This is a genomic window from Myxococcales bacterium, assembly GCA_016703425.1.
Taxonomy (GTDB): domain Bacteria; phylum Myxococcota_A; class Polyangia; order Polyangiales; family Polyangiaceae; genus JADJCA01.
On record JADJCA010000003.1, the window covers coordinates 1 to 23144 of the forward strand.

The window sequence follows — 23144 nt, forward strand, 5'->3', positions numbered from 1 at the left end:
CTCCCCGATGTTTCCGCTGCTCCGCCGACGGGCCGCTTCGATGTCCGGACGCCCCCGGCGCCGTCCACGTTCTCCGAGCTCGATCGGTTCAACTAGCCAGCCGACATTGCGGCAGAACTACCGCGATCCCGCCAGCCTCGCCCGGAGTTGTTCCAAGGCACGCGCGGCGACTGCTTCAAACGTCGCTGGCATCAACGCCCGGACGGCGCGCGATCCCGACGGCGTGCTCGGGCTCGCGCAACCCACGCGTCGCGGAGGGGCATCTGGGGCGTCACGACGCTAAACCCCGACGGTCAGCCGAACCACGCCTACAATGCGCACGACGGGCGCATCAGCACGGGCGGCGATCGGGCGGCCAAGAGCGAGTCTTCGCTGGCGCCACCCCGTCGGACCCGCAGCTCCAGGCCGTCTGGGCAACGCGACCGCCTCTACCACCCTGGCCAACCCGGCGGGAACCCGCCTACGCGATGGAGCGCCTTGGGCCGACGGGGTTACAACGATCCGACCGCCGCCATCACGGACTACCAAAACGGTGGAGCCGCGGTGCTCAAAATTCATGGAAAGTCGACCGCCAACCCCAAGCGATGGATCCTGCCACGCGGCAGGCGTTCGAAGGCGTATGGGCTTCGTGCCCGGGCACGTCTCACTGTCGCTAGCGCGTCCTGCACCTGACGGTCGCGACTACGCGGTGCTGTAGTTAACCCCTGGGGCTTCAGAGCATCCCCAGCGAGTTCCTTTGTCCGACTTGAACTGCTACTTCAACCCCGGTTTCGGGCCGCACGCGCTGAAGAGCGAGTTGCAGCGTCCGCCCCCGCGTCCGAGAGTCACACGGGCTTCTCGCGTGTCCCGACGGCGCGTCGTGCTCACGGCGCCGAACGGCGGTAGGCACCCATCCTGTCGGTGAGCGCGGGCGCCGCGACCACGCATAGCGCGCACACGGCCCCGCCGATGATTGCCGATACGGCGCCTGGGCGGGACGCCGATGCCCGCGCCAGTGAGCATCGTGCCATTCGCGTCGCGGGTCTGCGCTCCTCGGAGTCTCGAGGTCTCGCTTACGGAGGCGCTCGGACAGGTTGTGTCGACATGGTTCCTTTGTGAGCCAAGACCTCGGGGTAGCGTTCTCGTTCTCCCGTTTCTGGGACCGGAAAGATGAGTCGGATGGCTCAAAGACTTCCGCAGAGCTCGTCAATGTTGCCAGCCAACGGCTGCGCCAAGATTCAGTCGGATCTAGTCGGTGCCACCGTCGCGGCGACACTCGATGCCCCTCGTCGACCTCGCTGCCGTCGCAGTCGTCATCGAGGCCGCCACAGATTCCGGCGCGCGCAACTGTCGCGCCGAGGCACTGGCTCCCACGCGGTGCGCGCGAGTCGCTTTGGTTGCGGGAAACGGGCGGGTCTCGGTGCCTGACGCGCAGATCCCGACACCCGCGTGGGGCACGGCGGCTTATTGGCGGACCGCACCGAGCACGCACGCGGGCAGGATTCGGCAACGGGCGCGGTGCTGGAACCTCTGCGGGAGCCGGCGTCGACGGCACCTTGGTTCGACAGCCGAAAGAGCCGGGGGAGCCATCCCAAGAGGTGAGTGAGGAGCGCAACCGGGGCGGAGAGAACTCGGCCCGTGGCCAGAAGCATGGGGAGCTTCTGCCGAGCCTTCCGAGGTTACGCAAGACCGCGCGTCGTAGGCTCGCGCGGCGACGCGTCGAATCGCAGCAGCTTTCGGTCGATTCACGAGTGGCTCTCGTACCCACGGCGGTTGCAGCCGCCGTTAATGAAGGAACGGGCTTGAGCAGGCAATGATTCGTGCCCAGCCGCCGCAGACCGACCCGCCGAGGTCCGACATGGTCCGTGCTGTTAGCCGCCGCAAGCGCAGGGAACCGCACGCAGCGCGGCTGCGGCAGCTCATTGCCGGATCGGCCTCTGGTGCCCCAGGCCCAGCAAGGGGGTCGTCGCCCGCGGCCGGTCGCATCGCCCACGTGATGCCGAGGCTCGGCGCCCCTCGCGTCAGGGCTTCGTGAGCGTGCGCTGGAGAGCCTGACGTTGCCGCCTCGTCGATGAACTCTCGGCGGTGAGCGTCTTCTTCTGTTCCCCACGACGTAGACCAACCGAGGTCGCCTTCGCGAAGTGCATGGGGTTGCTTCGCGGCAGCGAGTCGGTCGAGGCGCCGCCGCCGGAGACGATGAGCTCGGTGCCGTTGCAGGTGTCGAGAGGCCACTGCCGGCTGTGATCGTGGCCCGAGAGGAGGTCGACCTTGCCCGCAGACGACGTCGTTCAAGAGCGCTCGACGCCCTTGCCGTTGATGGGCGCGGGCGGGTGGGACGCACTGACCTGGAAGGACCTGTTGCAGTCGTACTTGCCGGCGTTGCCGTGGGGACCGTTGGAGATCTTGGGGTGGTGCCCCATGGCGATCTTCCACGCTGCCGTCGACGCCGCCATCCACTTCGCGAGATCGGCGCGCTGCGCGTTGTCTTGCGCCTCGAAGAGCGGCGCGTCCTCTACCAGCACCGCGCTGGCGGCGCTGACCATCGACGCGTTCGTGTCGGCGATGAAGAGCCCGAGCGTACGCCCGCCGAATTTCTGGTGGTAGTGGCGGGCGGGAAAGAAGCGTCCACTTCTGCGGAGCTGCTGTAGCCGATCTCGCTCTCGCGCGCCCGAAGTTGGTGCCGGCGCCGTCGCCCGCACATCGTGAAGTTGCCAAGGGCGACGTAGAGTGAAACGCCAGGTTCGCGTACGGCTGCTCGAAGATGGTCTGGAAGATGGGGTCGTTCGCCGTGGGGCGCCCGCTTGGTAGATGTTGTCGCCGAGGAGAACGCCAAGTGGCAGCCGCTCGCCGCGCACTTGGCTTCCATGGCGGCGGCGACCTTGCACTGCCCGTCGGTCGCGGACGCGCAGCCCTTGCCTTGATCGCCCAGGGCCACGAAGCGCACTGTGGTCGCCGGCTCGAGCGGAGCGTCGGCTGCGTCAGGGGCGCCCGAGTCACTTGCGTCACTCGCGAGGGCGCCTCCGTCGGCGCCTCCGTCGAGCGGTGCGTCCGCGTCCGGCGTCGTCGCATCGCTCGCGAGCGCGGCGTCGCGCCCGCCATCCGTTGTCGCCGCATCGGACTCCAGCGGTGAGGACGTCGACGTCGCGTCGGGTACGCCTCCGTCCGTCGCGCCTGCGTCGCTCACTTCGTCGGCGCTCGTCGTGTCGTCGGCGCTGCCACAGGCCACGAAGGCGAAGAGCGCGACGGCCGTCAGAACGAACGGAAGGGATGGGTGCACCGGTGAACCGTACCGCGCGCCGACGGGCGGGCGAGAGGTCCGTCGGTTAAGGCCGCAGGATCGTCGGCGCGGTTCGAAGTCGAGGTCGAAGTCGAGGTCGGGGTCGAGGTCGAGGTCGAGGTCGAGGTCGAGGTCGAGGTCGAGGTCGAGGTCGAGGTCGAGGTGACTAGGGTCCTGTTGACCCGTCGAGATCTGGACTCCGTCACTGCTGGACTCCATCCAGTAATGTTCGAGGTCGAGGTCGAGGTCGGGGTCGGGGTCGAGGTCGGGGTCGAGGTCGGGGTCGGGGTCGGGGTCGCGGTCGCGGCTGAGACCGCGGCGACTACGCTCCCTCTCCCTCTTCCTCAGCATCCGCGCTGAGCCGATACGCGCTCGACAGGGGGATCCCAATCGCCCGCGCGGCGAAGCGGACGGACACGGGCGGCACGCCCTCGAACTCTTCCGAACAAGTGCACTGGTACGGATCTCTTCGCGGCGCTCGCGGAGCGCGGCAACGTCACTGTGTTGGGCTGGTGGTACCAAGATCGGCGCGGAAGCGCCCCTGCCTCGGCCTTCTCCAGATCGGCGTGCGTGGCGCAAACGAGGCCACGTCGATGGGCTTCTCGTCGCCGCCGACGGCCGGATGGTGCGCTCTTCGAGGACGCGCAGGAGCTTCGGTTGCCTCGAGCGGCAGCTCGGCGAGCTCGTCTAGGAAAGAGCACCGCGGCGGGCCCTCGAAGGCGCCGGCGCGATCGGCGGTGCGCGCCCGTGTACGCGCCGCGGACGGCCGAAGAGCTCGGCCCTCGGCGTAGGTCCTTGGAAGTTGGCGCAGTTGCGGCGCTTTGATGTGCGGGCGCCCGCTCGGCGGCGTAGTGCGAGGCGATGATCTCTTTGCCGCGCCCGTAACCGGCTTGCATCGAAAGAGCGTGAAGGCGCGCCGTGCGGCATCGGCGACCTCGGCGCGAATGCGCGCCATGGCGGGACGATTTGACGATGACAGTCTTTGAGGAGCGTCGAGCGGAGGTTTTGGCTGAAAGGGCCCGACTGCCAGCCGACGCGATGCAGATCGGGCTCGAGAGATGAGGCAGCTCCCGGCGCGCAAGACGCTGCGCTCTGCGAGGGGCGTGTGCGCACCGTGCCTGCCGTGGATGGGCGCGCCGTTGAGGTACGTGCCACGCGCCCGCCGCGATCGCGAATGATGAGCGCGTCGCCCTCGACTTGCACGTCGCAGTGGAGGCGCGACATCGCCGGGTCGTTGGGAAACTCGATGAGCGCGGGCCGACGAGCGCCCGATACCCGCCAGGGCGCCGTGCCGCCGCCGATGGGCGAGGCCGAGTTGCGGCATCGACGGACCACACGAGGAGAAGCCCCGCGCCAGCGGCGGCGCCTCGCGTATGCGGCGCGTCGTCCGCAGTCTCGTTCGAGGTGTCGCTGAGGAAGGGCACGCGCGGAGAGGCCACGGAGAGCGAGGGTAAAACGAGGTGGGGAGGGAAAGCTCCACGTTCGTCGTCATTGGCGCCGTGCCTTGGCGCCCTTGCTGCGAGGCTTCGAGAACTCTGCGTAGAAGCGCCCGAGGTCGCGCAGCGCGCGCTGGAGGCGAGCGAGGACGGGCATCTGAGGCCGCCGTTCTTCAGCTCGTCCATCGCGGTCGGATGAATTGATGTCACCGCCGGCGACACTTTCTTGGCAGCGGGCGCGCTCCGTAACACTGCGCCGGACTGGACCTGCCGTCCGAGTTCGCGCTTGGTCCACCGCGCCTTGACCGCCGCGAGCACGTAGAACTCGCGGGTCTCACGGCTTTGCCTGGTTGAGGATGATGAGATGGTGCGTCCATGGCAATTGTCTCACCAGTGGTGGAGACTCCTCGTTGGTCCGAACTCCCGGATCGGGGGCAGCGTGCGGTGGTGGCGGCCGGGCGGCAGGACTCGAGCGCCCGAGGATCGCTTCTGGCTCCAGCCTCCAGCCTTTTTGCTCGAGGATCAGCCTCCTCTCGGCCTCTCCGCCTCTTGCCGTCACTGGGCGACGCAACTTCTCCCGCGGTCCGGCCGAAGAGGTCTCCGCATGCCTTCGAGCTTGAGGTGCTGCTCTCGCTAGCCAGACGCGCCCCTCTGCTGGCGGCGGGGCTGCTGCGGGTGCTCGGTGTGGAGGTGCCCGCGCATCGAGCTGGCGCGCACCGACTCCGCGGATCTGACGGAGCTGGCGCCGACGGCCCTACGCGAGCCGATCCCGTGGTGGTGCTCGAGAATGGCGCGTCGCGTACCAGCGTCGTCGTCGAGGTGCAGCTCGATTGGGATTCGAGGAAGCGTTACTCGTGGCCGGTCTACGCGGCGACGTTGGTGCGGCGCGCCTTGAGTACCCGTCGCGTGCTCGTCGTGGTCCCCACGGAGGCCTTGGCGAGTGGTGCCGGCAGACCTCTGGACCTGGGCCCAGGAACTTCGTTTGCCAGTGGTCTTAGGGCCAGGCGCGATTCCATGTCACCGACGAGGTGCAGGCGAAGCGCGCGCCCGAGCTGGCGGTGCTGTCGGTCTTGGCCCATGGCCACGAGCCCAACGCAGAGCGCATCGCGGCACCCGCGCTGGAGGCGGTCGCCACGTTGGCGAGCGACTTTGCGATGCTATATTCCGAAGTCATAGAAGAAGCGCTAAGCCCCGCCGCGAAGGCTGCCCTGGAGAAGCTGATGGACATCCGAAAGTACGAGTTCAAAAGCGAGTTCGCGAAGAAGCACCGGGCCGAGGGCCGCCAGGAGGGGCGCGTCGGGGCCCTGCTGGCGATTCTGGAGGCGCGCGGTCTCTCCGTTTCCGAGGCGGAGCAAGAAGCGATCGCCGCTTGCACCGACGCAACCCTCCTCACGCGTTGGATTCGCAAGGCGGCAACGGCCGCTACCGTCGCCGAGGTCTTCGCCGAAGGGTGAAGGCTGCCTGGGAAGCTGATGGACATCCGAAAGTACGAGTTCAAAAGCGAGTTCGCGAAGAAGCACCGGGCGGAGGGCGCGAGGAGGGGCGCGTCGGGGCCCTTCTGGCGATTCTGGAGGCGCGCGGTCTCTCTCCGTTTCCGAGGCGGAACAAGCGATCGCCGCTTGCACCGACGACGCGGTGCTCACGCGTTGGATTCGCAAGGCGGCAACGGCAGCGACGGTTGCGGAGGTCTTCGCGGAAGGGTGACGGTCGCGGTCGACCGCTGCAGTCGTCCTATCCCGCCCGACTATCCCCCCGAGCTGAGGCTCTCCGGGCAGCCGAGCTTCTCGTTCGTGCCCCGCCCTCGAGGAGGCCGGCCTCGAGCAGTCGGCGGACTCGCCAGATGAAAGATCGCCAACGGGCAGGTCAGCCAGCACGAGCCCGAGGACGCGCGTACTCCCGGTCAATCGACGCAGGCCGCGCGGAGGACCGCATCGTGCACATCGACAGCGAGAGTGGGACGATGCGGCCCTGGCGCAGGTCACTGTAGGCAGCCGGGATGCGCGACGATCGTTGCCAGCGCCGCGCGCGCCATGAACATCGGGATCCGACGCCGGTGTTGCCAGGCTCCCATCACCTCGCCGCCGGAGAGCGCGACGGAGCGATAGAACGAGGGCAGCGCACGGCGCGGACCGCCGCCGCCCATGTGAACCTCGAACGCGCGCCTCGGGGTGTGCTCGCAGCTGGAAGCAGGTGCGGAGCATCACCCGTGCTCGGCCGGGTCCGGGCCGTGCCACACGACGACGGGCCGCGGGTCTGCGCGGAGCCTCGCCCATAGCGCCGAGTCATCGAGCGACGTCTCCTCTGAGAACGTCTGCCGCGGGAACGCCCGCGCTGAGCATCTGCCACCACGCGTCGCGTTGCTTCGCGCCGCGGTCGACGCCGGCCAGGGGCCGACCTGCAGCCCATCCCGCAAGTCCACGACCCCGTCGTCTCGCCCTAGCTCGCCGAGCGCCTTCCGAACGCCCGCCGGCCATGGTGGAGGCGGCGATGTGGAGGAAGGAGAGGGGCATGGAGAAGGGCGGACGCTGCAGCGGCCACCAGCTTCCTAGCAGTCAACCGGTCACGCGGGCAGAAGTCGAGGCCAGAAGCCCAAGCCAGAGCGACGACGGCGCCGAGGGCGATCCGCGGGTACGCCCCCCACGCGAACTCATGCGAATCAGCACGTGGAACGTCGATCCGACAGTGCGCGTCTCGTGGAACTAGGCAACATGGCTCTCCCCCCCCGGGACTTCGACGTTCACCCCATGCGCCGAGCGATGCCCTTCACCGTGAGCAAACACGCGGCGAGCTCGTCGCCGAAGCGCTCTCTCAGCTCGGGCCTCGCCGCGAACGCTTCGACCAAGTCGTCGGCGTCGGCGACGGCGCGCAGGCGCCGCCCCGCTGCCTCGACGAGCGACACGTAGAGCTCGGCGCCAGCGAGGGGCGGCGCGACGGGCTGCGCGACGGGCTGCGCGATGAGCCGCGGGGGCGCTCTCGAACACGGGCGTGGGCGCCGAGGTGCTTGGCAGGGTGAGCCACGTCAGGACGCGCGAGAGCACCTCGGGATCGTCTTCGGTGGCCACGGAGACCACCGCTGACGTGATCACGCCGCCGACAGGAGCGGCTTGCCGACCCACTCTCCTGGCGGAACGCCGAAGAGGCTCGCCTCGCCCACGCGAGGGGATCGCCGTCGATCTCGTGGATGACGTTGCCGTGCGAGTCGCCGCGCAGGACGGCGACTCGCCGCGAGCCAAGGGGCCCGAAGGCGACGTGATACGTGCTCGACCCTGTTTTTACCCGAAAGGTCTGCCAGCCAGGGCTCGCGCTCGCGGGGGCTGTGAAGATCATCGTGTGTTGTTTGGACATCGGGGCTCCTTGCATCGATGTCGGTGCTTCGTCTCTCTTCTGACACACGGCTCGCCAGTTTCGGCGCGCGCGGCAAGCTCCTCGCGGTGCCCATTCGTCCAGTGGCGCCTAATCGCGCGAGCCGTTTCGGCGTCGCGCCTCCCCATAGTGCCGTCGGCTTTGCGGCCCTGTCTCCCGGCCTCCGTCTCCCCCGCGATCTTGCCGAGCCGCTCTCGCCGTCAACGCGTCACCCCAGAAAGGGAACTCCATGTCGCTTGGTGCCTCGACGACCGCTGCTGCACGTACCCTTCGCAACGCCACGACGGAGCGTGAGAGCGCCCGGAACACGCTGGCCGCGTGCGTGCGCGCCGTCGCTCTCAACAGCCTGGCGCGCATGCGCCTGCCGCTTGAGGCCGCCGAAGATCTGGCTCACGACGTGCTCCTCGAGCTGGTCGCGAGCATCGAAGGTGGCGCCGTGGCTGACGGGCGCGAGGCGGCCTACGTGCGCCGCGCCGCGAAGCACCGCGCCATCGACGCGCTACGCCGCCAGCGCGGCCGCGCCGCGGTGCCCCTCGAGGTGCTGGACGAGGAAGGCGAAGGCAAGGGCCAGGGTAGCGGCGGCGTCGAAAATCCCGAGGCGCTCCTCCTTCGCGATGAAGAGGCGCGCCGCGTGCACGAGCAGCTCGCCGCTGTTCGGGCCCTCGTGGCTGCGGCGCCGCGCCGCGTCCGCGAACCGCTGTCGGCCGTCTACCTCGAAGGGCGAGCCATCGCCGAGTTGGTGGCAGCGGAGCTTCGACCGGAGGAGCGCTCTTGCGTGGCCAGCCAGCGTCGCGTGCGGGCTCGCGTCGACAAGGCCCTCGAGCGGGCGCGCGGCTGGTTGCGCGAGCGCGTGCGCCTGGCCGACGCCTCGTCAGTCGTTGGCGCGCGCGCGTGCGCTCCGAAGCGTGCCCTCGGCGAGGGCGAGCACGCACGAGGCGAGCCTCGGGCTCTCGGGTCGCGCGGCCTCGCCGAGCCCTGCGAGGTACCGGGCCACTTGCAAGATGGCCGTCGTCTCGGCGGTGACGCGGATGCCGCCGTCGATCTCCTCGGGGCGCATGCCCGGCAAGAGGTTGCGCGCGACCCAGCGCGCCTCCGGATCGCGAACGAAGAACGACAAGACCTCGGTGGGCCCGTCTTGGTGAAAGCCGTCGAGGCTCGCGTCGTGAAACGTCGCGACGTCGGCCGGCGCCGCGGGGCGAAAGGGCTCGTGCTCGTCGAGTCGAGCCTCGAAGACGTTGTCGATGCGGAACCACTTGAGCGTGCCGGAGCGGTGGCACGTCGCGATGATGCGAGCCGGCGGCCCGATCACGACGCGGTGCACGGAGACGTGCCGAGCGCCCTCGGCGCCGCGCCCCGCGCTGAAGTACCGGACGCGCGCGGCGATGCGCTGCGCGGCGGCGTCCTCGAGGACCGACTGGTAGCGCTCCGACGGGCCCGCTCGCGTCAGGTGGCACGATGGCCGTCCCGACGAGCGCGGCCATGTCGCCGCGCGCCGGCAGCTGCCGCAAGATCGACTCGAGGACCTGATCGCGCGAGCGGCTCTTGGGCAGCCGCGCGAGGAGGCGCAAGAGCTCGCCGACCTCCGCGTCCTTGAAGACGACGGCGCCGGGGAACCAGCTCTTGGGCACGCTCCACCAGACGTGCGGGTGGTCTTCCTCGCGCTCGAGCGGGAACCCGTAGGCCTGGAGCTCTTCGAGGCGCTTGCGTAGCGCCGGCACGGCGATCTCGATGCGGCGCGCGAGCGAGGCTTGCTTCCAGCTGCGCTCTTCGAGGAACGCTTGGACGATGGCGACGACGGTGGCCGTGCTGGAGCGTTGACCCATGAGCGAAACGGGATGGTTCACGAGGCGGGGCCACTTGGGAAGGGGCACGCGGGGAGGGGACGCGGGGAGGGGGACGCGGGGAGGGGGACGCAACTTATCGAGGGCCTCTGCCGATAGACCTCGCATGAGTTCGTTCCGTCGGCACGAGGTGCTCGTCTCGCTGTTCCACGCGCCCTCCACTAGCGGCCGAGGTCTTGCGACTCCTCGGCGTGGCGGTGCCGTCGGGCACGCGCCTACGGACGGATTCGGCAGACCTGACGCAGATCACGCCGACGCAATACCGGGCGGATCTCGTGGTGGTGCTCGAGCGGGCGGAGCGGCCCGTGCTGGGCATCGTCGTGGAGGTGCAGTTCAAGCGCGACCTGGCGAAGCGCTACTCGTGGCCAGTCTACGCGTCGACGTTGCGAGCGCGACTCAAGTGTCCGGTCTGCGTGCTCGTGGTGGCGCCCACGGAGGCGATGGCGAAGTGGTGCGCCAAGCCGGTGGAGTTGGGGCCAAGCTTCACGTTTGCACCGTTCGTGCTCGGCCCGAGCGCGATTCCGTACATCACCGATGAAGCCGAGGCGAAACGTGCGCCCGAGTTGGCGGTGCTGTCGGTGTTGGCGCACGGCCGCGAACCCGATGTCGTGCGGCTCGCGGTGCCGGCGCTCGCGGCCGTCGCGACGTTGGCGAGGGACTCCGGGGTGCTATATTCCGACGTCATCTACGAAGTACTGGGCCCCGCGGCGAAGGCAGCACTGGAGGAGCAGATGGACATCCGCAAGTACGAGTTTCAAAGCGACTTCGCCAAGAAGCACCAGGCCAAGGGCCGTGAGGCGAGGAGGGCGTCCGCGCCGCGCGCGTTGCGGACCTCCTGGCGTTCCTCGATGCTCGCGGTCTCGCCGTTTCCCCCGCGGAGCAAGAGACGATCGCGGCCTGCACCGACGACGCGGTGCTCACGCGGTGGATTCGCAAGGCCGCCACCGCAGCGACGGTCGCGGAGGTCTTCGCGGAGGGGTGACGGTCGGCGAGGTGCGCGCAGGCAGACTAGCGCTCTGCTCCCGAGCAGCTCTCCACAGGGCGTCACGCGTGTGAGCCGGAAGAGACGATCCACGCTGGGGTCGACCGCTGGCAGCGGCGCCCTGGCGGAAGCCTCTGGTCAGCGGCGGGTGATGCCGACGGCCTCTTCGAGGCGAGCGAGGCGAGCCTCGAACGCGGCGACCTCCGCGGAATTAGGCACGTGGTACGCCTCGCGGAGCCCTTCGAGCTCGGTGCGAAGGCTGGCGAGTGCGCTCCCGTGCTGGGCGAGGGCGCCCGGATGCCTCTTGGTGACGGCTTCGACATCCCTCAGGCGGTCGTCGGCCCTCTTCTCGCCGTCCGCGATCCGTCGTTTGAGGCTGTCCTCGATGGTCGACTCGCGCTCGCCCGTTGCCCGGAAGATGGGGCGCATGCTTTCGAGCTGCGCGCCGAGGCCGTGCATCGCGTCGAGCAGGGTGTCGCGTATGCCGTGCATTTCGGTGCGAAGCTCGTCGCGTATGCCGTGCATTTCGGTGCGCAGGTCGTCGCGTATGCCATGCATTTCAACGCGCAGCGCGTGGACGTCGTCGCGCACAGCGTGGACGTCGCCGCGCAGCGCGTGGACGTCGGCCTTCGTGGCGAATGAGGTTTCAGGGGATGCCTTGGACATCCCCGCCTTGGTCGCACGCGCCAGGCCAGGCGGCAATCCATCGCTCGGTCCATGTTTTCCACATGCGCCGGGTGGCCACGGCCGGGAGCGGATGTCCGCGGCCGGGTTGCGCCAGTCCTAGCCCACCGGGCGGAGCTCTTCCGGGCAGGCTGAGGTTCTCGCTCGTGCCTCGTCCCCCAAACTACGGGCATGGTGCGGTGGGGCAGTCACGCAGGCAGAAGTCGAGGCCAGAAGCCCAAGCCAGAAGGCGCCGTGGACTCATGCGAATCGCCACGTGGAACGTCGAATACGGGGCGGGGCGCGACAAGAACGCGCGGCGGCTCCGTCACCGTCCTGCTTCTCCCGCTTCTCAACCCCCCTCACACCACTCCACGCGCCCCGTCTCGGTAAACAGCAACCCCGCCGCGTCGCGGGCCGGCCCTGCGCCTCGCTCCAGCACCGCCGCGTACTGGCGGACCTGCTTCACGTACGCTGGGTACTCCTCGCGCGCGCTGCGCGTCGGCGCGCGATCGGTCTTGAAGTCGATCACCGTGAGCGTCCCGTCTGTGCGGCTCGCCACGAGATCCACGTAGCCCACGACCAGCTTTGCGCCATCGGCGCTCGCCTCGGCGAACGGGTACTCGAGGCGGAGCGCGACTTCTCCGTCGCCGTTCGCGCGCACTCCCGGCAGGACACCTTCGCTGCGCAACGCCGCGAGCGCTCTCGCTCCACGTCCCTCACCGCTTCATCGAGCGGCACAGCGGGGCCCACCGCCAGCGCGCGCGCCACGCGACGAACGCTCTCCTTCGCGTCGAGGCCGCGCGTCAACACCAGCCCAATGGCCGCGTGCACGAGCGACCCGAACGCCGCGCCGTGGCGGCCCTGCTTCTTCGCCCGCGCCCACGTTTGCGCGCCGGGCTCACCCCCGTCTCCGCAATCACCGCCGTCCGTTCCATCGACCCCACCAGGCTCGACCCCGAGCGCCGTCGCCTCCCGAGGCGCGTGCGTGAGCTCCACCGCTCTCTCGGCGGCGCCGACTGGCGCAATCGCCTCGCCCTTCGGCGCGTGGCCGTCGTGGCCGTCGGCTCGGTGCGCTTCGCTCGTGACCGACGTCGGCGCGAGCCGCGGTCGCGTTACCTCGCGAAGCGCCTCCTCCCACGCGGCGCGCTCGCGCTCGGCTGCGCCCTTGGCGAGCTTCGGGGGACGGTTCATCGCGACCGCAGGCTTCGACCACGCGGCGCCGCGTCCCTCGCGGTACGGCTCGAGGAGCCGCACGCCATTCGCCGCCTTGCCCGCGAGCGCTGGCGCCGCCAAGAGCGCGTGCGCGTACTTGTCCGCGTCCGAGAAACTTCCCCCCGCGCGCACGGGAGCACGAGCAAGTCGCGGGCGCGCGTCGCTGCGACGTAGAGCACCCGCCGGCGCTCGTGGGCCGCCATCTCCTCCGCTCGCGCCTTGAGACCGCTCCCCGCCGGCTCGTCCCAGTGGAGTCGAGACAGCGACATGCTCCACGCGCCCGACGGCTCCTCGAGCTCGAAGGCGCTGCCGCGCGCGGGCGCCGCGCGCAGCTCGCCCGCTGCGTCCCACAAGATGACGACGGGAAACTCGAGGCCCTTCGCCTGATGCACCGTGAGGATGCGCACAGCGTCGCTGCCCACCGGCGGCCGGGATCAAGCCGACGGGCGCGTCGACCCACTCGCGCGCGCGCATCACGACGCCGTCGAAGTCGAGCTTCCCGCGTCACCGACGCGCTCGAGGGCGAAGATGAGCTCCCTTAGGTGGCACGCGCTGCGCCCGTTCGGCCCAGGGCGACCGCCCGCGCGAAGCCGTCTCGTCGAGCAGGCGACGCGCCGTGTCGCCGAAGCTCCGCCTCCCACGCTCCATCGTCGCAGCTCCATCACCCACGCGGCGGCTTCCTCCGCGCGCGCGGCGGCCTCCAGGTCGACGCCCTCGAGGGCCTGCGTTGCTTGGCCTTGGCCTGCCAAAGATCCCACGGGATCGATGGCGAAGAACGGCGGTCGCAAGAGCGCCGCCAGCGCCGCCGTCGTCCGTGTCGCTGATGGCGCGGAGGCCCAGAAGAAACTGCTGGTGCACCGGATCGACTCAAGAAGAGCCGCCCGCCCGCTGGCGCATAGGGCACGTCGGCGCGGTCGAAACGCCGCGAACAGGATCTTCAGCGACGTCGTCGCGCGCGCCAGCACGGCGATGTCGCTCGTGCGCACGGGCCTCGCCTCGCGCGTGTCGGCGTCCACGACCGTCAGCTCGCTCTTGTCCACGAGCCAGCGCACGTAGGCCGCCAGCGCCTCCGCCTCTAGGTCGCGGACGGCGTCGGCGCCGTCCTGCGAGTCCGGCGAGTCCTCGAGCGGCAAGAGGTGCACCACGTCGTCGCCTTCGCCCTTCTTGCGTCCGGCCTCGAGCGCGCGAAAGTAGGCTTGGCCCGTCGCCGGGTCGAAGGTCTCGGTCTTGTGCTCACCGAGCACGGCGGCCATGCGGTGGTTCAGCCACTGAAGGGTTCCTCGGCTCGCTGCGGAAGTTCGCGCGGAGCTCGACGGCGTCGTGGTCGCCGGCCATGATTGGCTCCGCACGCGCTCGTACATGCCGATGTCGGCGCGCCGGAAGCGATAGATCGACCTGCTGGATCTTCCACGATGGTCAGCTTCCCCGGCGTGAGCACCACGGCGTCCACACTCTTGGCGCGCGGCCCCTGCTCGCACAGATAAAGGAGGACCTCGGCCTGGAGCGGATCGGTGTCCTGGAACTCGTCGACGAAGAGGTGGTCGAAGAGCTTCTGGTATTCGCCGCGGACCGTGAGGTCATCGCGCAACAGATCGCGCAGCTTGAGCAGGAGATCGATGGCGTCGAGCGCCTGGTTTCGCCGCTTCGTCTCCTCGTAGAGCGTCACGGCGACGGGCCAGGCTCACGAGCCGCTTCGCCATCCACTCGTGGATGGGCGCGACGAGTTGCTCGAGGAGCGAGGGCGATCCTTCGCGGGGCCCTTGTCCTGAGGGGCCTTGAGCGCGGCGACGCCGGAGCTCCTCGCGCAGCTCTTCTTCGGCCTGAGCTCGTCCACGCGGCGCACCGCGTCGAGCACGTCGAGGAGCGTCGACGAGCGCTCAGGGTTGATGGCCGCGAGGCCCGGCCCGGGCGAGCAAGACGCGAGCGCCGTCGTCGTCGGGCCCGACCGGCGCGAGGCACGCTCTCGCGAGTCGTGCGGCACCGTCGAGCCGCGCGCGGTCGAAGGTGGCTCGGCCAAGCCGGGCGGCGTGGGCAGCGTGGGCAGCGCGCGATCGCGGCACTCGAGCAGCCTCGCGTACAGCTCCCGAGGATCGGCGGGCAAAAGTCGTGGTCGGGCTCGGGCGGGGGCGGACGCCGCACCGAAGCGCATCCGCGAAGGCCGCCGTCGCGCGGTCGGCGAGTGTCACCAACTCTGTCGGGTGACCGGCGCCGGCCAGGCTCTTGCCCAGGTGTCCGTCTTGCGCCAGGCGAAGCATCCGCTCGTAGGCCTCGCGGACGAGTGCGCCCGCGTCTTCCGCGATGCTGTAGCTCGGGCTGAGCTTCGCTTCCGCGGGGCGGAGCCGCAGCAGTCGGTCCGCGAACGGTGGATCGTGCCGAGGTGCGCGGAGTGAGCTTGCGCGAGCGCCTCTAAGAGGCGGCGCCCTTCGCGTGGCGCTGAGCGACGTTGTGCCGAGCGCTCGCAGAATCGACTCGCGCACGCGCAGCTTGAGCTCGCCGGCGGCGCGGCGGGTGAAGGTGATCGCCGCGATGCGGTCCAGCGAGAGCGCCGGGCCGTCGTCTTCCGGCGCGATGCGCTCGACGAGGCGCGCCACGAGGGTGGTCGTCTTTCCGGTGCCGGCGCCGGCGTCGATGACGAGGTTCTTGCGAGAGCGAACGGCGAGCTCGCGGGCGGCTTGATCCAGGTGCTCATCACGCCTCCTCCTCCCCAACGAAGCGCGTAGGGTTTCCGTGCGAGGCTCGAGCGTGAGCACCTCTCTCGAGCGGCCGCTCTGCTCTCGATGGCACGACACCGCGAACGCGCAATAGGTGCAGCCCTGCGGGTCGGGCGTGCGGGGAAGGGCCCGCGCCTCGAGCAGCGAGCGCGCCACCTCGAGCCACTGGCGCGTGAGCGCCATGAGCTCCTTGGTCTCGTCGGCGTTGTACCGCCGCTCCTTCTGAGGGTTGCCTTTGGGGTAGACGTACGCGCTCTCAACGCCGCCCCGCGCGGAGACCTTCCACGCTCGCGCGAGCTGCTCGGCGACGAGCGCATAGACGCCGAGCTGAAGGTCGACGGCAGGGTCGAAGTCGCCTGCGCCCTTGGAGCTCCGGAGCTTCGGCTTGCCGGTCTTGAGATCGCGCACGAAGAGCCTGGAGCCCACGCTATCGAGCCGGTCGATCTGCCCTTGCACGAACAGGGCGCGCTCCGCCTTGGAGGTCTCGAGGCGCACGGCGCGTCGTTGCCGAAGGGTTGCTCCGCTCACGAAGGCGCGCGCGTCAGAGCCCCAATCGTATTGGAGCAGCTCCGCCACGTCGCGCTGGAGCCGAGCGCGCTCGGCCTCGCGCACGAGCGCGCCCCCCAGCGGATAGCCGTCCACGAACTCCGTGAAGAGCGCGTCGGTGAGCGCTTCGGCCGTGGCGAGGTGCGCCTCGAGCGTGCCCTTCTTGCGACGAAGCTCTCGCCGTGCGCCCGGTAGAAGTCCTCCGCGAGCTTGTGGAAGAGCGAGCCGTAGGCCAGCGAATCGATGGCGTCGCCGTCGGGGAGCTCGGCGGCCTCGCGGAAGCCCAAGACGTCCGACAGGAAGAACGCCTGGGGGCATCCGAGGACGCGTCCGAGGCGCGTCGGCGAGATGGGGCGCTCCGGCGAGAGGCCTGGCAACACGGGGAACGCCCCGCGCTTGGGGAACACGCCATCGAGGGCGTCGGGCGGTCGGGTCGGGTCGAGCAACGCCAGCAGGCGCTCGAGGCCCACGGCGCTCGGCCCTTGCCAGTGGGCTGGCGCCAGGCGCGCGACGCTGGCGGCGAGAGCCTGCCAGGACGCCTCGCGCAGCGGATGCTGGAGGTCGAAGGCGGCCGCGTCCGCGGCTCGGTGTGAAGTAGCGCTCGGCGAGCGCGCGCACGCCCGGCACCTCCACGGGCGGGGCGCGCCGATCGCGGCCCGGCCTGGCGAGGGCCACGCCGGCCTCGGTGAAGACCGGCGACAGCTCGCGGTGCGTGCCCGCTTCATCGACGGACGAGGCGGAGAGCGTGACGCGCTCGGTGGTCGCTTCGAGGACGTGGACGAGGCTCGCGAGGTCGGCGTGGGCGCGCTCGCCGAGGCGCGGCACGCCGGGCAGCCACGCGCGCAGGGCGTCAGGCAGCACGGGATCTTCGCGGCCCGGCGAAGGGAGCGCGCCCTCGACGAGGCCCACGACGCGGACCGCACGAACCGAGAGGCCCGCGGCGCGGCGCACCGTGGTGAGGGTGATGGCGGGCTCTCCGAAGCGCGCGGCGCTCGCGCGCGCGCCCTCGAGCGCTTCGCCGAGCAGGCCGAGCGCTGTGGCCCCGCCGACGGAGCGACCGGCGTCGGTCGCGAGGAGGCTCGTGGCCGCGTCTTCGAGCGCCGCCAAGAGGATGGGGCCGGGGGGTGCGGGCAAGACGAGGTGCTCGCGCACGAACTCCGCGAGGCGGGGCCAGAGCGCGACGAGGCCCTGTTTATCGACGATCGCGCGGGCCAGCTCGTGCAGCGCCGTCATCGACGGCGTGATGGCGCGCAGGTGCAGGGCGCGCGTGCGTGCGTCGCGGAGCGCGTATTCGCGATCTTCGTCGTCGTCGCGCGCGGTGGCGAGCTCACGCTCGAGGGCGGCCGATTGAGTCTGCATCCGGGGGAGCCACCCGAGGGCGGCCTCCGGCGCGGCGTCGGCGCCGCCGACGGTGCCGAGACCGGCGATGAGCTTCGTCGCTTGGCTTCGTCCGGGCGGCTACGGCCCTCGAGGGCCTTCGGCGCGGAGGGGGGGTACGAACGCCGAGCGCGTCGATGGGGAGAAAGCGCGAGAGCGCCCCGAGCAGGGCGCGAAGGCGCGCGCCGGCCCTCGTACGCGCGACGGGCACGCCGCCGAGGATGACGACAGGGGGCCCGTCCGCGGCGTCGCCGCCCGCGTCGTCCGGCCACGGCAAGGTGGCGAGGCGATCGCGCGGAGGAGCGGGGCCCAGGGCTCGAGGCGCGGCGCGAGATGGCGAGCTCGGAGAGCGGGGTCATGCTCGAACACCTCGCGGTGCACCCACTAGGCGGCGCCTCGAGCTCGTCGGCCACGCCGCCGTGATGCTCCAAAGTGCACGGTGCCGTCGGGGCCGCGGCTTCGCGGCCGCGAAGGGGCGGAGAAACGTCGGGCGACTCGAAGAGAAGCCGACAGGGCGCGAGCTCGGTGACGGTCGAGCGTGTCGACGGCGCCCCGGAGGCGGGCGCGCTGGTCGCCGCCGCGGCGGCGAGCTCGGGAAAGAGCAGCGCCAAGCGCTCGTGGTGCGCGTGGCGGCGCGGGCGCGACGGGACGAGGGCGAGCGTTATGCGCGGGATGGCGCGAAGAAAGCGGGCGCGCGCGGCGGTCTCGTGCCCGGTTACGAACGCGAGGGTAGGGCCGAGCTCCGGCCACGCCGCGGGCTCACGCGTGATGAGCGCGGCGGCCTCCACGAGCATCCGCGCCGGCGTGAAGGACCGAGCGGCCCGTTCGTCGAGGCGCGCCAGATCAGCGCGAGATCGTGCAGCGATCGGCCGCGCGCGAAGGCGCGTCGCGGGGCAGGGGGCTCGCCGCGAGCTCTTCAAGCGCGTTGGGGTGAAGCCCGCGGCCTCGAGCTCGGTGAGCGTGCGCGCGAACGCGACGTCCCACCCGGGCACATCGGCGAGGAGCGCCGCCTCGAAGTAGCGGAGGCGGAGCGACCGCTCGTGAAAGAGCGCGAGGAGGCGCGTGGCGCGGTGCGCTTCTTCGCCGGGCGTGAAGTCGACGCCTTCACGCTGAAGGAGCTCAAGGGCGAGCGCCTCGGCGCGCGCGAAGCGGGCGCCGATGAGGGCGCGTGGCCACGAGGCGGTGATGACGCGTCGTAGGGCGTGCGCGTGGGCCTCCGTCGGGACGAGGATGGTGCGCGAGGGCAGGAGCCGCGCTGGGCGCACGGCCGGAAGAGCCGGCCGCCGCCGCGGGGCCGCTCGGTCCGGCAGGAAGCGGTGAAGCGCATCGAGGGCAGAGGATGGAGCACGAGGACTAAGACGCAGGGCGGCGGGGATCTGACGTGGAATCTGACAGCGAATCTGACAGGGGAGTCCGACCGGCTAACGAGAAGCTGCCTTCGGCTTCTTCTCCTTGACCGTCTTCTTCTTTGCACTGCCGGCCCCGGCCTTCGCTGCTGTTCCCTTCGACATAGATGCGCGCGCCGAGCCGCGAGGGTGGACAGCGAAGCGAGGGGCGGCGGGGGCGTCACGCGGGAGCGTAGCGCTGGGATTGGGTTCGATTCACCTGGTGGGCTTGCCGGGGCGCTTCGCGCCGCCCGTCTTCCTCGTGAAGAGGTCACCCTGCGCTTGGGAATGGCTAGGCTTCGGGGAAGGCATCACCTCCGTTGGCGTTGAGGCGCGCTGCTCGCGTTCGGTACGCGCCGGCTCGACCGGCCCGCGTCGTAAGCTTGTTCCGCGTTGCGCTGGACGTGTTCGGACTTCGGAATAGAGCGCCGCCAGCGGCTTACGACCAGCTCTCGAAGCCTTTCGTGGATCTTGGCCCGCCGCTTGAGGGTTCGCTCCACTTCAGCGCGCCAGTGCTCCAGTTCGCCAGGCTCCACGATGCCGGCGCGCGCCTTCCTTCACCAGCCGAGAATGCCCTCCGCGTAGTCGATGTGAATCTCCCTCGGGTGAAGAAACGCCCAGTTGTCGAGGACCGACTGAAGCGCATCGTCCAGGGTTCGGTGCATTACCCTCGCCAGGCCCGCTAAGAAAATCGCTCGATGCCAGCTTGGTGTAGCCGGTCCTCGGCACTGCCTTGCGGCTGCCGGCGGAAAGATAGGGGATGTGTGACTCGTCGGCGGCTCGTGGAGCCGCCCAATCGTCGCGGCACTCGAATCGTGCATCTCCACGACCACCTCTGCCCCTGGCGGAAAGCGCGCCAATCCGCTTGCGCAGACCAAGGCTGTCAATGATTTGCCGCGAACCCTCGGGTATGACGCTTCGACTCGACGGACGTCCTCGTGGGACTCGAGACGCCGCACGATCATCTCGACGAGCGCGTCCGCAGCATCGCGCGGGGCCGCACCTGGCAGATTGCTGCATCGATGACCGATCTCCTCGATCGGAAAGCCTATTGCTGACGAATCGTCGGCATCCCGGAAACTCCCGCGTCCTGGCTCGCGCGAGTATCGCAGGTGGGCAAGGCGTCGCATAGGAGCTACCCCGCGTTCGCCGACCTCGGCGCCTCACGATGCGGCGCGGCGTCCGCGACATCGTTCGATGAAACGCGGATGGAGGGCGGGACTGCGCGCCCCGGAGCGCCACAAGTGAGTGAAAGGTGGAAACGAGGCGCTGGGATGGGAGAATCAGGAGGCTGGGGGCCGAGGCTGAGCAGGAAGGCGAAGCCAGAAGCCCAAGCCAGAAGCCGAAAGGCGTCGAGGGCGGTCCGGGGCTATACGCTGCTCCAGGCGGACTCATGCGGATCGGACGTGGAGCGTCGAATACGGGGCGGGAGGGCGCGACAGAACGCGCGGCGGCTTCGCGCCTCCGCGGATGAACGCGGACGTGTGGATCACCACGGAGACCAACGATAGCCCTCAACCTCGGCGACGGCTACCGCTCGGTGGCGACCGGCCAGTCACGGCGCGCTGGGGAGCAGGCGCTGGACGACGGTCTGGTCACGGCTACCCATCACGCGGCGGCTGCCCGTCGAAGATCCGAACCGCGCCGGCCTGTCGAACGTCGACCACGCGCGCCCTGCTCGTCTACGGCGTCGTACTGCCCTGGAGCAGTGATCGCGGACCCAGCGGCGACGCAAAGGCCGGTACGAGTTCATGCGCGTCGTGCCGATGCACGCCCGCGAGTGGGCGCCTTCGCGGCAAAATACCGGCGTCGAGTGGCCGTCGGCGGCGACCTCAACATGAACCTCGGTGGCCCGCACTACTACGGCACCAAGCGGGGCCGCGCGGCTCCTTGCGCGCGGGCCTCGCCACTTACGCGGGCTCGTGTGCGCGACCGAGACGGGCGCATTCCGCCGGGCTGGCTGTCTCATGGGCCGATCGTCACGTCACCTGAGCGAGCGAGAAGCAGCGGCACGACCTCGTCGGGAGCCTGGGAGGAGGGAGGAGACCTCCCGCGGCTCGGCGATCACAACGGTCTTGTGGTGGAGGTTGTCGAGGCACGTTGACCCGGACGGCGACGGCGTGCGCCAGGAACTCCGCTTCTACCAAACGACCCATCTTGAGCGCCGCCGGGCGGGGAACTTCTTTGGGGCGCTCCACACATCCATCTCAGGGATCAGGCGCGCGACAGTCTCGACAGGGCATTCATGAGCGAGCGCGCCCGCAAATGGACCGCGAGCTTCAGGTAGCGACAGAAGCAAGAACCTCGGCGGGAACAGGGAACCCGGCGCTCATACCAAGCGAGCGGGTCAATGGTGCCCTTGGAGCTGTTACAGCTTCAGCATGCCCCAAATAAGGTTATCGCCAACGTCTTCGCCGCCGCGATGCCGTGGCACGATGTGATCGGCAGACGGCGGCTTGCCCGCGCCGCAATAGCCTAAGCCTGTGGCAGAACGGAGCTTGGGGCGCTCATCGTCCGCGAAGGCGGACGTTCATCGAGCCGCTGCGGAGGCCCGCGTTGAACTTGCTGCGGATGGCGTAGTGCCCAGCTGAGTACGCCGTCGCGCCTTGCGTGACCGCGGCGTGGGCCATCGCGAGGTTCGCGTAGGCCCAGTGAAGCAGTGCGCCAACGTTGTCCTCGGTGAGGGGCATCGAAGGTCCGACCGGCTAACGAGAAGCTGCCTTCTGCTGCTTCTTGACCGTCTTCTTCTTTGCACTGCCGTCCCCGGCCTACCAACCGCTGTTCCCTTCGCCTTCCACAGAACCGGATGCGCTCATCCGGGCACCGTGTAGAGCAGGCGTACCCGCAACGTCGACCGGCGCGACGCGACGAAGTTCTTGCCAGGGTGCCACTCGTAGTCGCCCGGCTCGCCAGTCACCTTCACGAGGTCGACGACGCAAACGCGCCTTGCCGTAAGGAGGACGCCTAGATCGACCGCCTCGCGCGCACGTCGTCGTCGTTGCGACTCTTGCTCGCGACGATCAGGAGCTCGCCGCGGAGGTCGACGGACCACGTGCGGTATTCGATCTTCTTCTTGCCGGCCGCAATGAGCTCCGCCCACGGCTGCTTCACGGAAAGTGCGCGCATTGGTTCCCCCCTCGTCGTTCCGCGTTCGGCGCAGGGCCGACGATCGCAGCGGTTGCGGACCCAGGCGAGGCTAGCCCGTGGCGTCGATCCGTCGCAACTTCCGCGTCCCGTGCCTCGCGATCCCAGGTGCGAAAACGTTTCCCTACTACCCAGGTAGTAGAAAACTCGCACCCGCTCCTACCCGCCAGAGCGCCGCACGTTGGAGCCCCGCCTTTTCAATCCCAAGACTCCGACGCTCGTTTAGATTGTCGGCCTGGGGGAGGTCGCAAGGGTGCGGCCAGCTTGCGTTCGCGGGGTTGAGGCGCTTCACGCCCGGCGCCCCCTTGTGCCCCGGCTGAGGTGCGGGCACCGTTCGGCACCTCCTTTCCACACCTCCGTTCGTGCACCGCAGGAGTCCCGTGAGTAGCCCTCCTATCGACCTCGACCGACTGCTGAAGCTCCGCCTTGTCGTCGCACGCTTCGGCGAGATGGACCTCGCCAAGTGGTGGAACACCAAGGGGCAACTCGGCAAGCTCGGCGCAGCGGCGCTTCGACGCGGCTTTCCGCGGACGCACCACTTCGCGCAGGCGCGGTCCGTCTTCGCCGTCGCAGCTCATCGCTGCGCCGAGGTGTTCGAGCCGCCCTAACTGCGTCACTCTCTGGCGCCTGCCCGAGACGGTCGAGGAGGTTCGACGCGCGCTGGGAGCACTGGCTCGATAACGCCAGCGAGTGGACGCCGTTCTTCCAGAAGCTCGAGGTACTGCGGGGCGATCTCGCCCGGCGACGCTGCGATCGTTCGAGATCGTCGCCGAGCACGACGTCGAAAGGTTCTCTCGCCTCCGTCGCTCGGCGGAAGGGCGCGCCGTGCCGCTGCCGGGGGTGTTCTCCGGGACGAACGACGAAGTCGCCTTGCTGGCGCTTGGGTTCGCTCGCGGCGAGCCAGGAGCGCTGGCGGTTCCGTACGCGCGAAGGGGCGACGCATGATGGCGACGTCGCGCGCGAATGTTGCGTCGTCGTTCACGCTCATCAAGGGGGCGATGATCGACGAGACCTACGCCGTCTTCGCGGCTTGGGACTTCGCTCGTTCAAAGCGCGAGAACCTCGATCGCCTCCGTGATCAGAACTTCATCGGAGCGAGCAGCGCAACCTGGCTCCGCGACGTCGCGAAAGTGTTGAACCGCCGCTTCGACCCCGACGGCCGCGACCGCGCCCTGGTGGAGCTCGCGAGGAGCGCTTGCGACCTCAGAAGAGTGGAAGCCCCTGC

At 69.8% G+C, this 23144-nt stretch carries 19 protein-coding genes and 3 pseudogenes; 5 read left to right on the forward strand and 17 right to left on the reverse strand.

Features of this window, described 5'->3' with window-relative positions; genetic code table 11:
- Positions 1-2267: 2267 nt before the first annotated feature.
- Together IPG50_11450 and IPG50_11455 are read right to left on the reverse strand one after the other, a co-directional pair.
- The gene (locus tag IPG50_11450; protein MBK6692809.1) at positions 2268-2522 is read right to left on the reverse strand and encodes a hypothetical protein; all 255 of its coding nucleotides are present in this window, start codon (positions 2520-2522) and stop codon (positions 2268-2270) included.
- On the reverse strand, positions 2492-3607 hold the full coding sequence (locus IPG50_11455; protein ID MBK6692810.1) for a hypothetical protein: 1116 nt from the start codon (positions 3605-3607) through the stop codon (positions 2492-2494). The genes IPG50_11450 and IPG50_11455 overlap by 31 nt, the downstream gene beginning before the upstream one ends.
- A 2113-nt stretch (positions 3608-5720) precedes the next feature.
- Here IPG50_11455 and IPG50_11460 point away from each other — a divergent pair.
- Positions 5721-6146 (forward strand): hypothetical protein, encoded by a 426-nt coding sequence (locus IPG50_11460; GenBank protein MBK6692811.1) that lies wholly within the window; start codon positions 5721-5723, stop codon positions 6144-6146.
- Positions 6147-6670: 524 nt separating this feature from the next.
- On the opposite strand, the gene IPG50_11465 is transcribed toward IPG50_11460, so the two are convergent.
- From IPG50_11465 to IPG50_11525, 13 genes and pseudogenes are all read right to left on the reverse strand, one after another.
- Positions 6671-6835 (reverse strand): hypothetical protein, encoded by a 165-nt coding sequence (locus IPG50_11465; protein ID MBK6692812.1) that lies wholly within the window; start codon positions 6833-6835, stop codon positions 6671-6673.
- 594 nt (positions 6836-7429) lie between these two features.
- A complete protein-coding gene (locus IPG50_11470; protein ID MBK6692813.1) occupies positions 7430-7591 on the reverse strand; it encodes a hypothetical protein in 162 nt (53 codons plus the stop codon).
- Between the two features lie 963 nt (positions 7592-8554).
- Positions 8555-8692, reverse strand: coding sequence for a hypothetical protein (locus tag IPG50_11475; GenBank protein ID MBK6692814.1), 138 nt, complete (start codon positions 8690-8692; stop codon positions 8555-8557).
- Between the two features lie 234 nt (positions 8693-8926).
- Positions 8927-9583, reverse strand: a complete 657-nt coding sequence (locus IPG50_11480) for a WYL domain-containing protein (protein MBK6692815.1) — start codon at positions 9581-9583, stop codon at positions 8927-8929.
- Between the two features lie 683 nt (positions 9584-10266).
- Entirely contained in the window at positions 10267-10581 is a 315-nt protein-coding gene (locus IPG50_11485; GenBank protein ID MBK6692816.1) for a hypothetical protein, read from the reverse strand.
- A 435-nt stretch (positions 10582-11016) separates the two neighbouring features.
- A complete protein-coding gene (locus IPG50_11490) occupies positions 11017-11544 on the reverse strand; it encodes a hypothetical protein (GenBank protein MBK6692817.1) in 528 nt (175 codons plus the stop codon).
- A gap of 349 nt (positions 11545-11893) precedes the next feature.
- Positions 11894-12103 carry a PD-(D/E)XK nuclease family protein gene (locus IPG50_11495; GenBank protein ID MBK6692818.1) on the reverse strand — a complete coding sequence of 70 codons (210 nt, stop codon included), beginning with the start codon at positions 12101-12103 and terminating at the stop codon, positions 11894-11896.
- Positions 12070-12735, reverse strand: a complete 666-nt coding sequence (locus tag IPG50_11500) for a hypothetical protein (protein ID MBK6692819.1) — start codon at positions 12733-12735, stop codon at positions 12070-12072. Before IPG50_11500 ends, IPG50_11495 begins: the two co-directional genes overlap by 34 nt.
- The gene (locus IPG50_11505) at positions 12732-13178 is read right to left on the reverse strand and encodes a hypothetical protein (GenBank protein ID MBK6692820.1); all 447 of its coding nucleotides are present in this window, start codon (positions 13176-13178) and stop codon (positions 12732-12734) included. Before IPG50_11505 ends, IPG50_11500 begins: the two co-directional genes overlap by 4 nt.
- A 51-nt stretch (positions 13179-13229) precedes the next feature.
- Positions 13230-14009 (reverse strand): hypothetical protein, encoded by a 780-nt coding sequence (locus tag IPG50_11510; protein ID MBK6692821.1) that lies wholly within the window; start codon positions 14007-14009, stop codon positions 13230-13232.
- A gap of 8 nt (positions 14010-14017) precedes the next feature.
- Positions 14018-14422: a UvrD-helicase domain-containing protein gene (locus IPG50_11515; protein MBK6692822.1), complete on the reverse strand. Its 405-nt coding sequence runs from the start codon at positions 14420-14422 to the stop codon at positions 14018-14020.
- 211 nt (positions 14423-14633) lie between these two features.
- Positions 14634-15650 (reverse strand): annotated as a pseudogene (locus IPG50_11520) (UvrD-helicase domain-containing protein).
- 341 nt (positions 15651-15991) lie between these two features.
- Positions 15992-16483, reverse strand: a complete 492-nt coding sequence (locus IPG50_11525) for a PD-(D/E)XK nuclease family protein (GenBank protein ID MBK6692823.1) — start codon at positions 16481-16483, stop codon at positions 15992-15994.
- 238 nt (positions 16484-16721) lie between these two features.
- On the opposite strand from IPG50_11525, the gene IPG50_11530 reads away from it, so the two are divergent.
- Both IPG50_11530 and IPG50_11535 read left to right on the forward strand, forming a co-directional pair.
- Positions 16722-17615: a hypothetical protein gene (locus tag IPG50_11530; protein MBK6692824.1), complete on the forward strand. Its 894-nt coding sequence runs from the start codon at positions 16722-16724 to the stop codon at positions 17613-17615.
- A gap of 197 nt (positions 17616-17812) precedes the next feature.
- Positions 17813-18589 (forward strand): hypothetical protein, encoded by a 777-nt coding sequence (locus IPG50_11535; protein MBK6692825.1) that lies wholly within the window; start codon positions 17813-17815, stop codon positions 18587-18589.
- 2693 nt (positions 18590-21282) lie between these two features.
- On the opposite strand, the gene IPG50_11540 is transcribed toward IPG50_11535, so the two are convergent.
- Positions 21283-21465: a hypothetical protein gene (locus IPG50_11540; protein MBK6692826.1), complete on the reverse strand. Its 183-nt coding sequence runs from the start codon at positions 21463-21465 to the stop codon at positions 21283-21285.
- A gap of 274 nt (positions 21466-21739) precedes the next feature.
- Entirely contained in the window at positions 21740-21901 is a 162-nt protein-coding gene (locus IPG50_11545) for an ASCH domain-containing protein (GenBank protein MBK6692827.1), read from the reverse strand.
- A gap of 398 nt (positions 21902-22299) precedes the next feature.
- Between IPG50_11545 and IPG50_11550 the strand changes: the two are divergent.
- Positions 22300-22864 (forward strand): annotated as a pseudogene (locus IPG50_11550) (BrxE family protein).
- Positions 22861-23144 (forward strand): annotated as a pseudogene (locus IPG50_11555) (DUF1819 domain-containing protein). Before IPG50_11550 ends, IPG50_11555 begins: the two co-directional pseudogenes overlap by 4 nt.

Coding starts and splice junctions, on each gene's coding strand:
- IPG50_11450 (MBK6692809.1), bottom strand. CDS start 2,522: ATGGTCAGCGCCGCCAGCGCGGTGCTGGTAGAGGACGCGCCGCTCTTC.
- IPG50_11455 (MBK6692810.1), bottom strand. CDS start 3,607: ATGCTGAGGAAGAGGGAGAGGGAGCGTAGTCGCCGCGGTCTCAGCCGC.
- IPG50_11465 (MBK6692812.1), bottom strand. CDS start 6,835: ATGGGCGGCGGCGGTCCGCGCCGTGCGCTGCCCTCGTTCTATCGCTCC.
- IPG50_11485 (MBK6692816.1), bottom strand. CDS start 10,581: ATGACGTCGGAATATAGCACCCCGGAGTCCCTCGCCAACGTCGCGACG.
- IPG50_11490 (MBK6692817.1), bottom strand. CDS start 11,544: ATGTCCAAGGCATCCCCTGAAACCTCATTCGCCACGAAGGCCGACGTC.
- IPG50_11500 (MBK6692819.1), bottom strand. CDS start 12,735: ATGAACCGTCCCCCGAAGCTCGCCAAGGGCGCAGCCGAGCGCGAGCGC.
- IPG50_11510 (MBK6692821.1), bottom strand. CDS start 14,009: ATGGCCGCCGTGCTCGGTGAGCACAAGACCGAGACCTTCGACCCGGCG.
- IPG50_11535 (MBK6692825.1), top strand. CDS start 17,813: ATGCTCCAAAGTGCACGGTGCCGTCGGGGCCGCGGCTTCGCGGCCGCG.
- IPG50_11540 (MBK6692826.1), bottom strand. CDS start 21,465: ATGCCCCTCACCGAGGACAACGTTGGCGCACTGCTTCACTGGGCCTAC.
- IPG50_11545 (MBK6692827.1), bottom strand. CDS start 21,901: ATGCGCGCACTTTCCGTGAAGCAGCCGTGGGCGGAGCTCATTGCGGCC.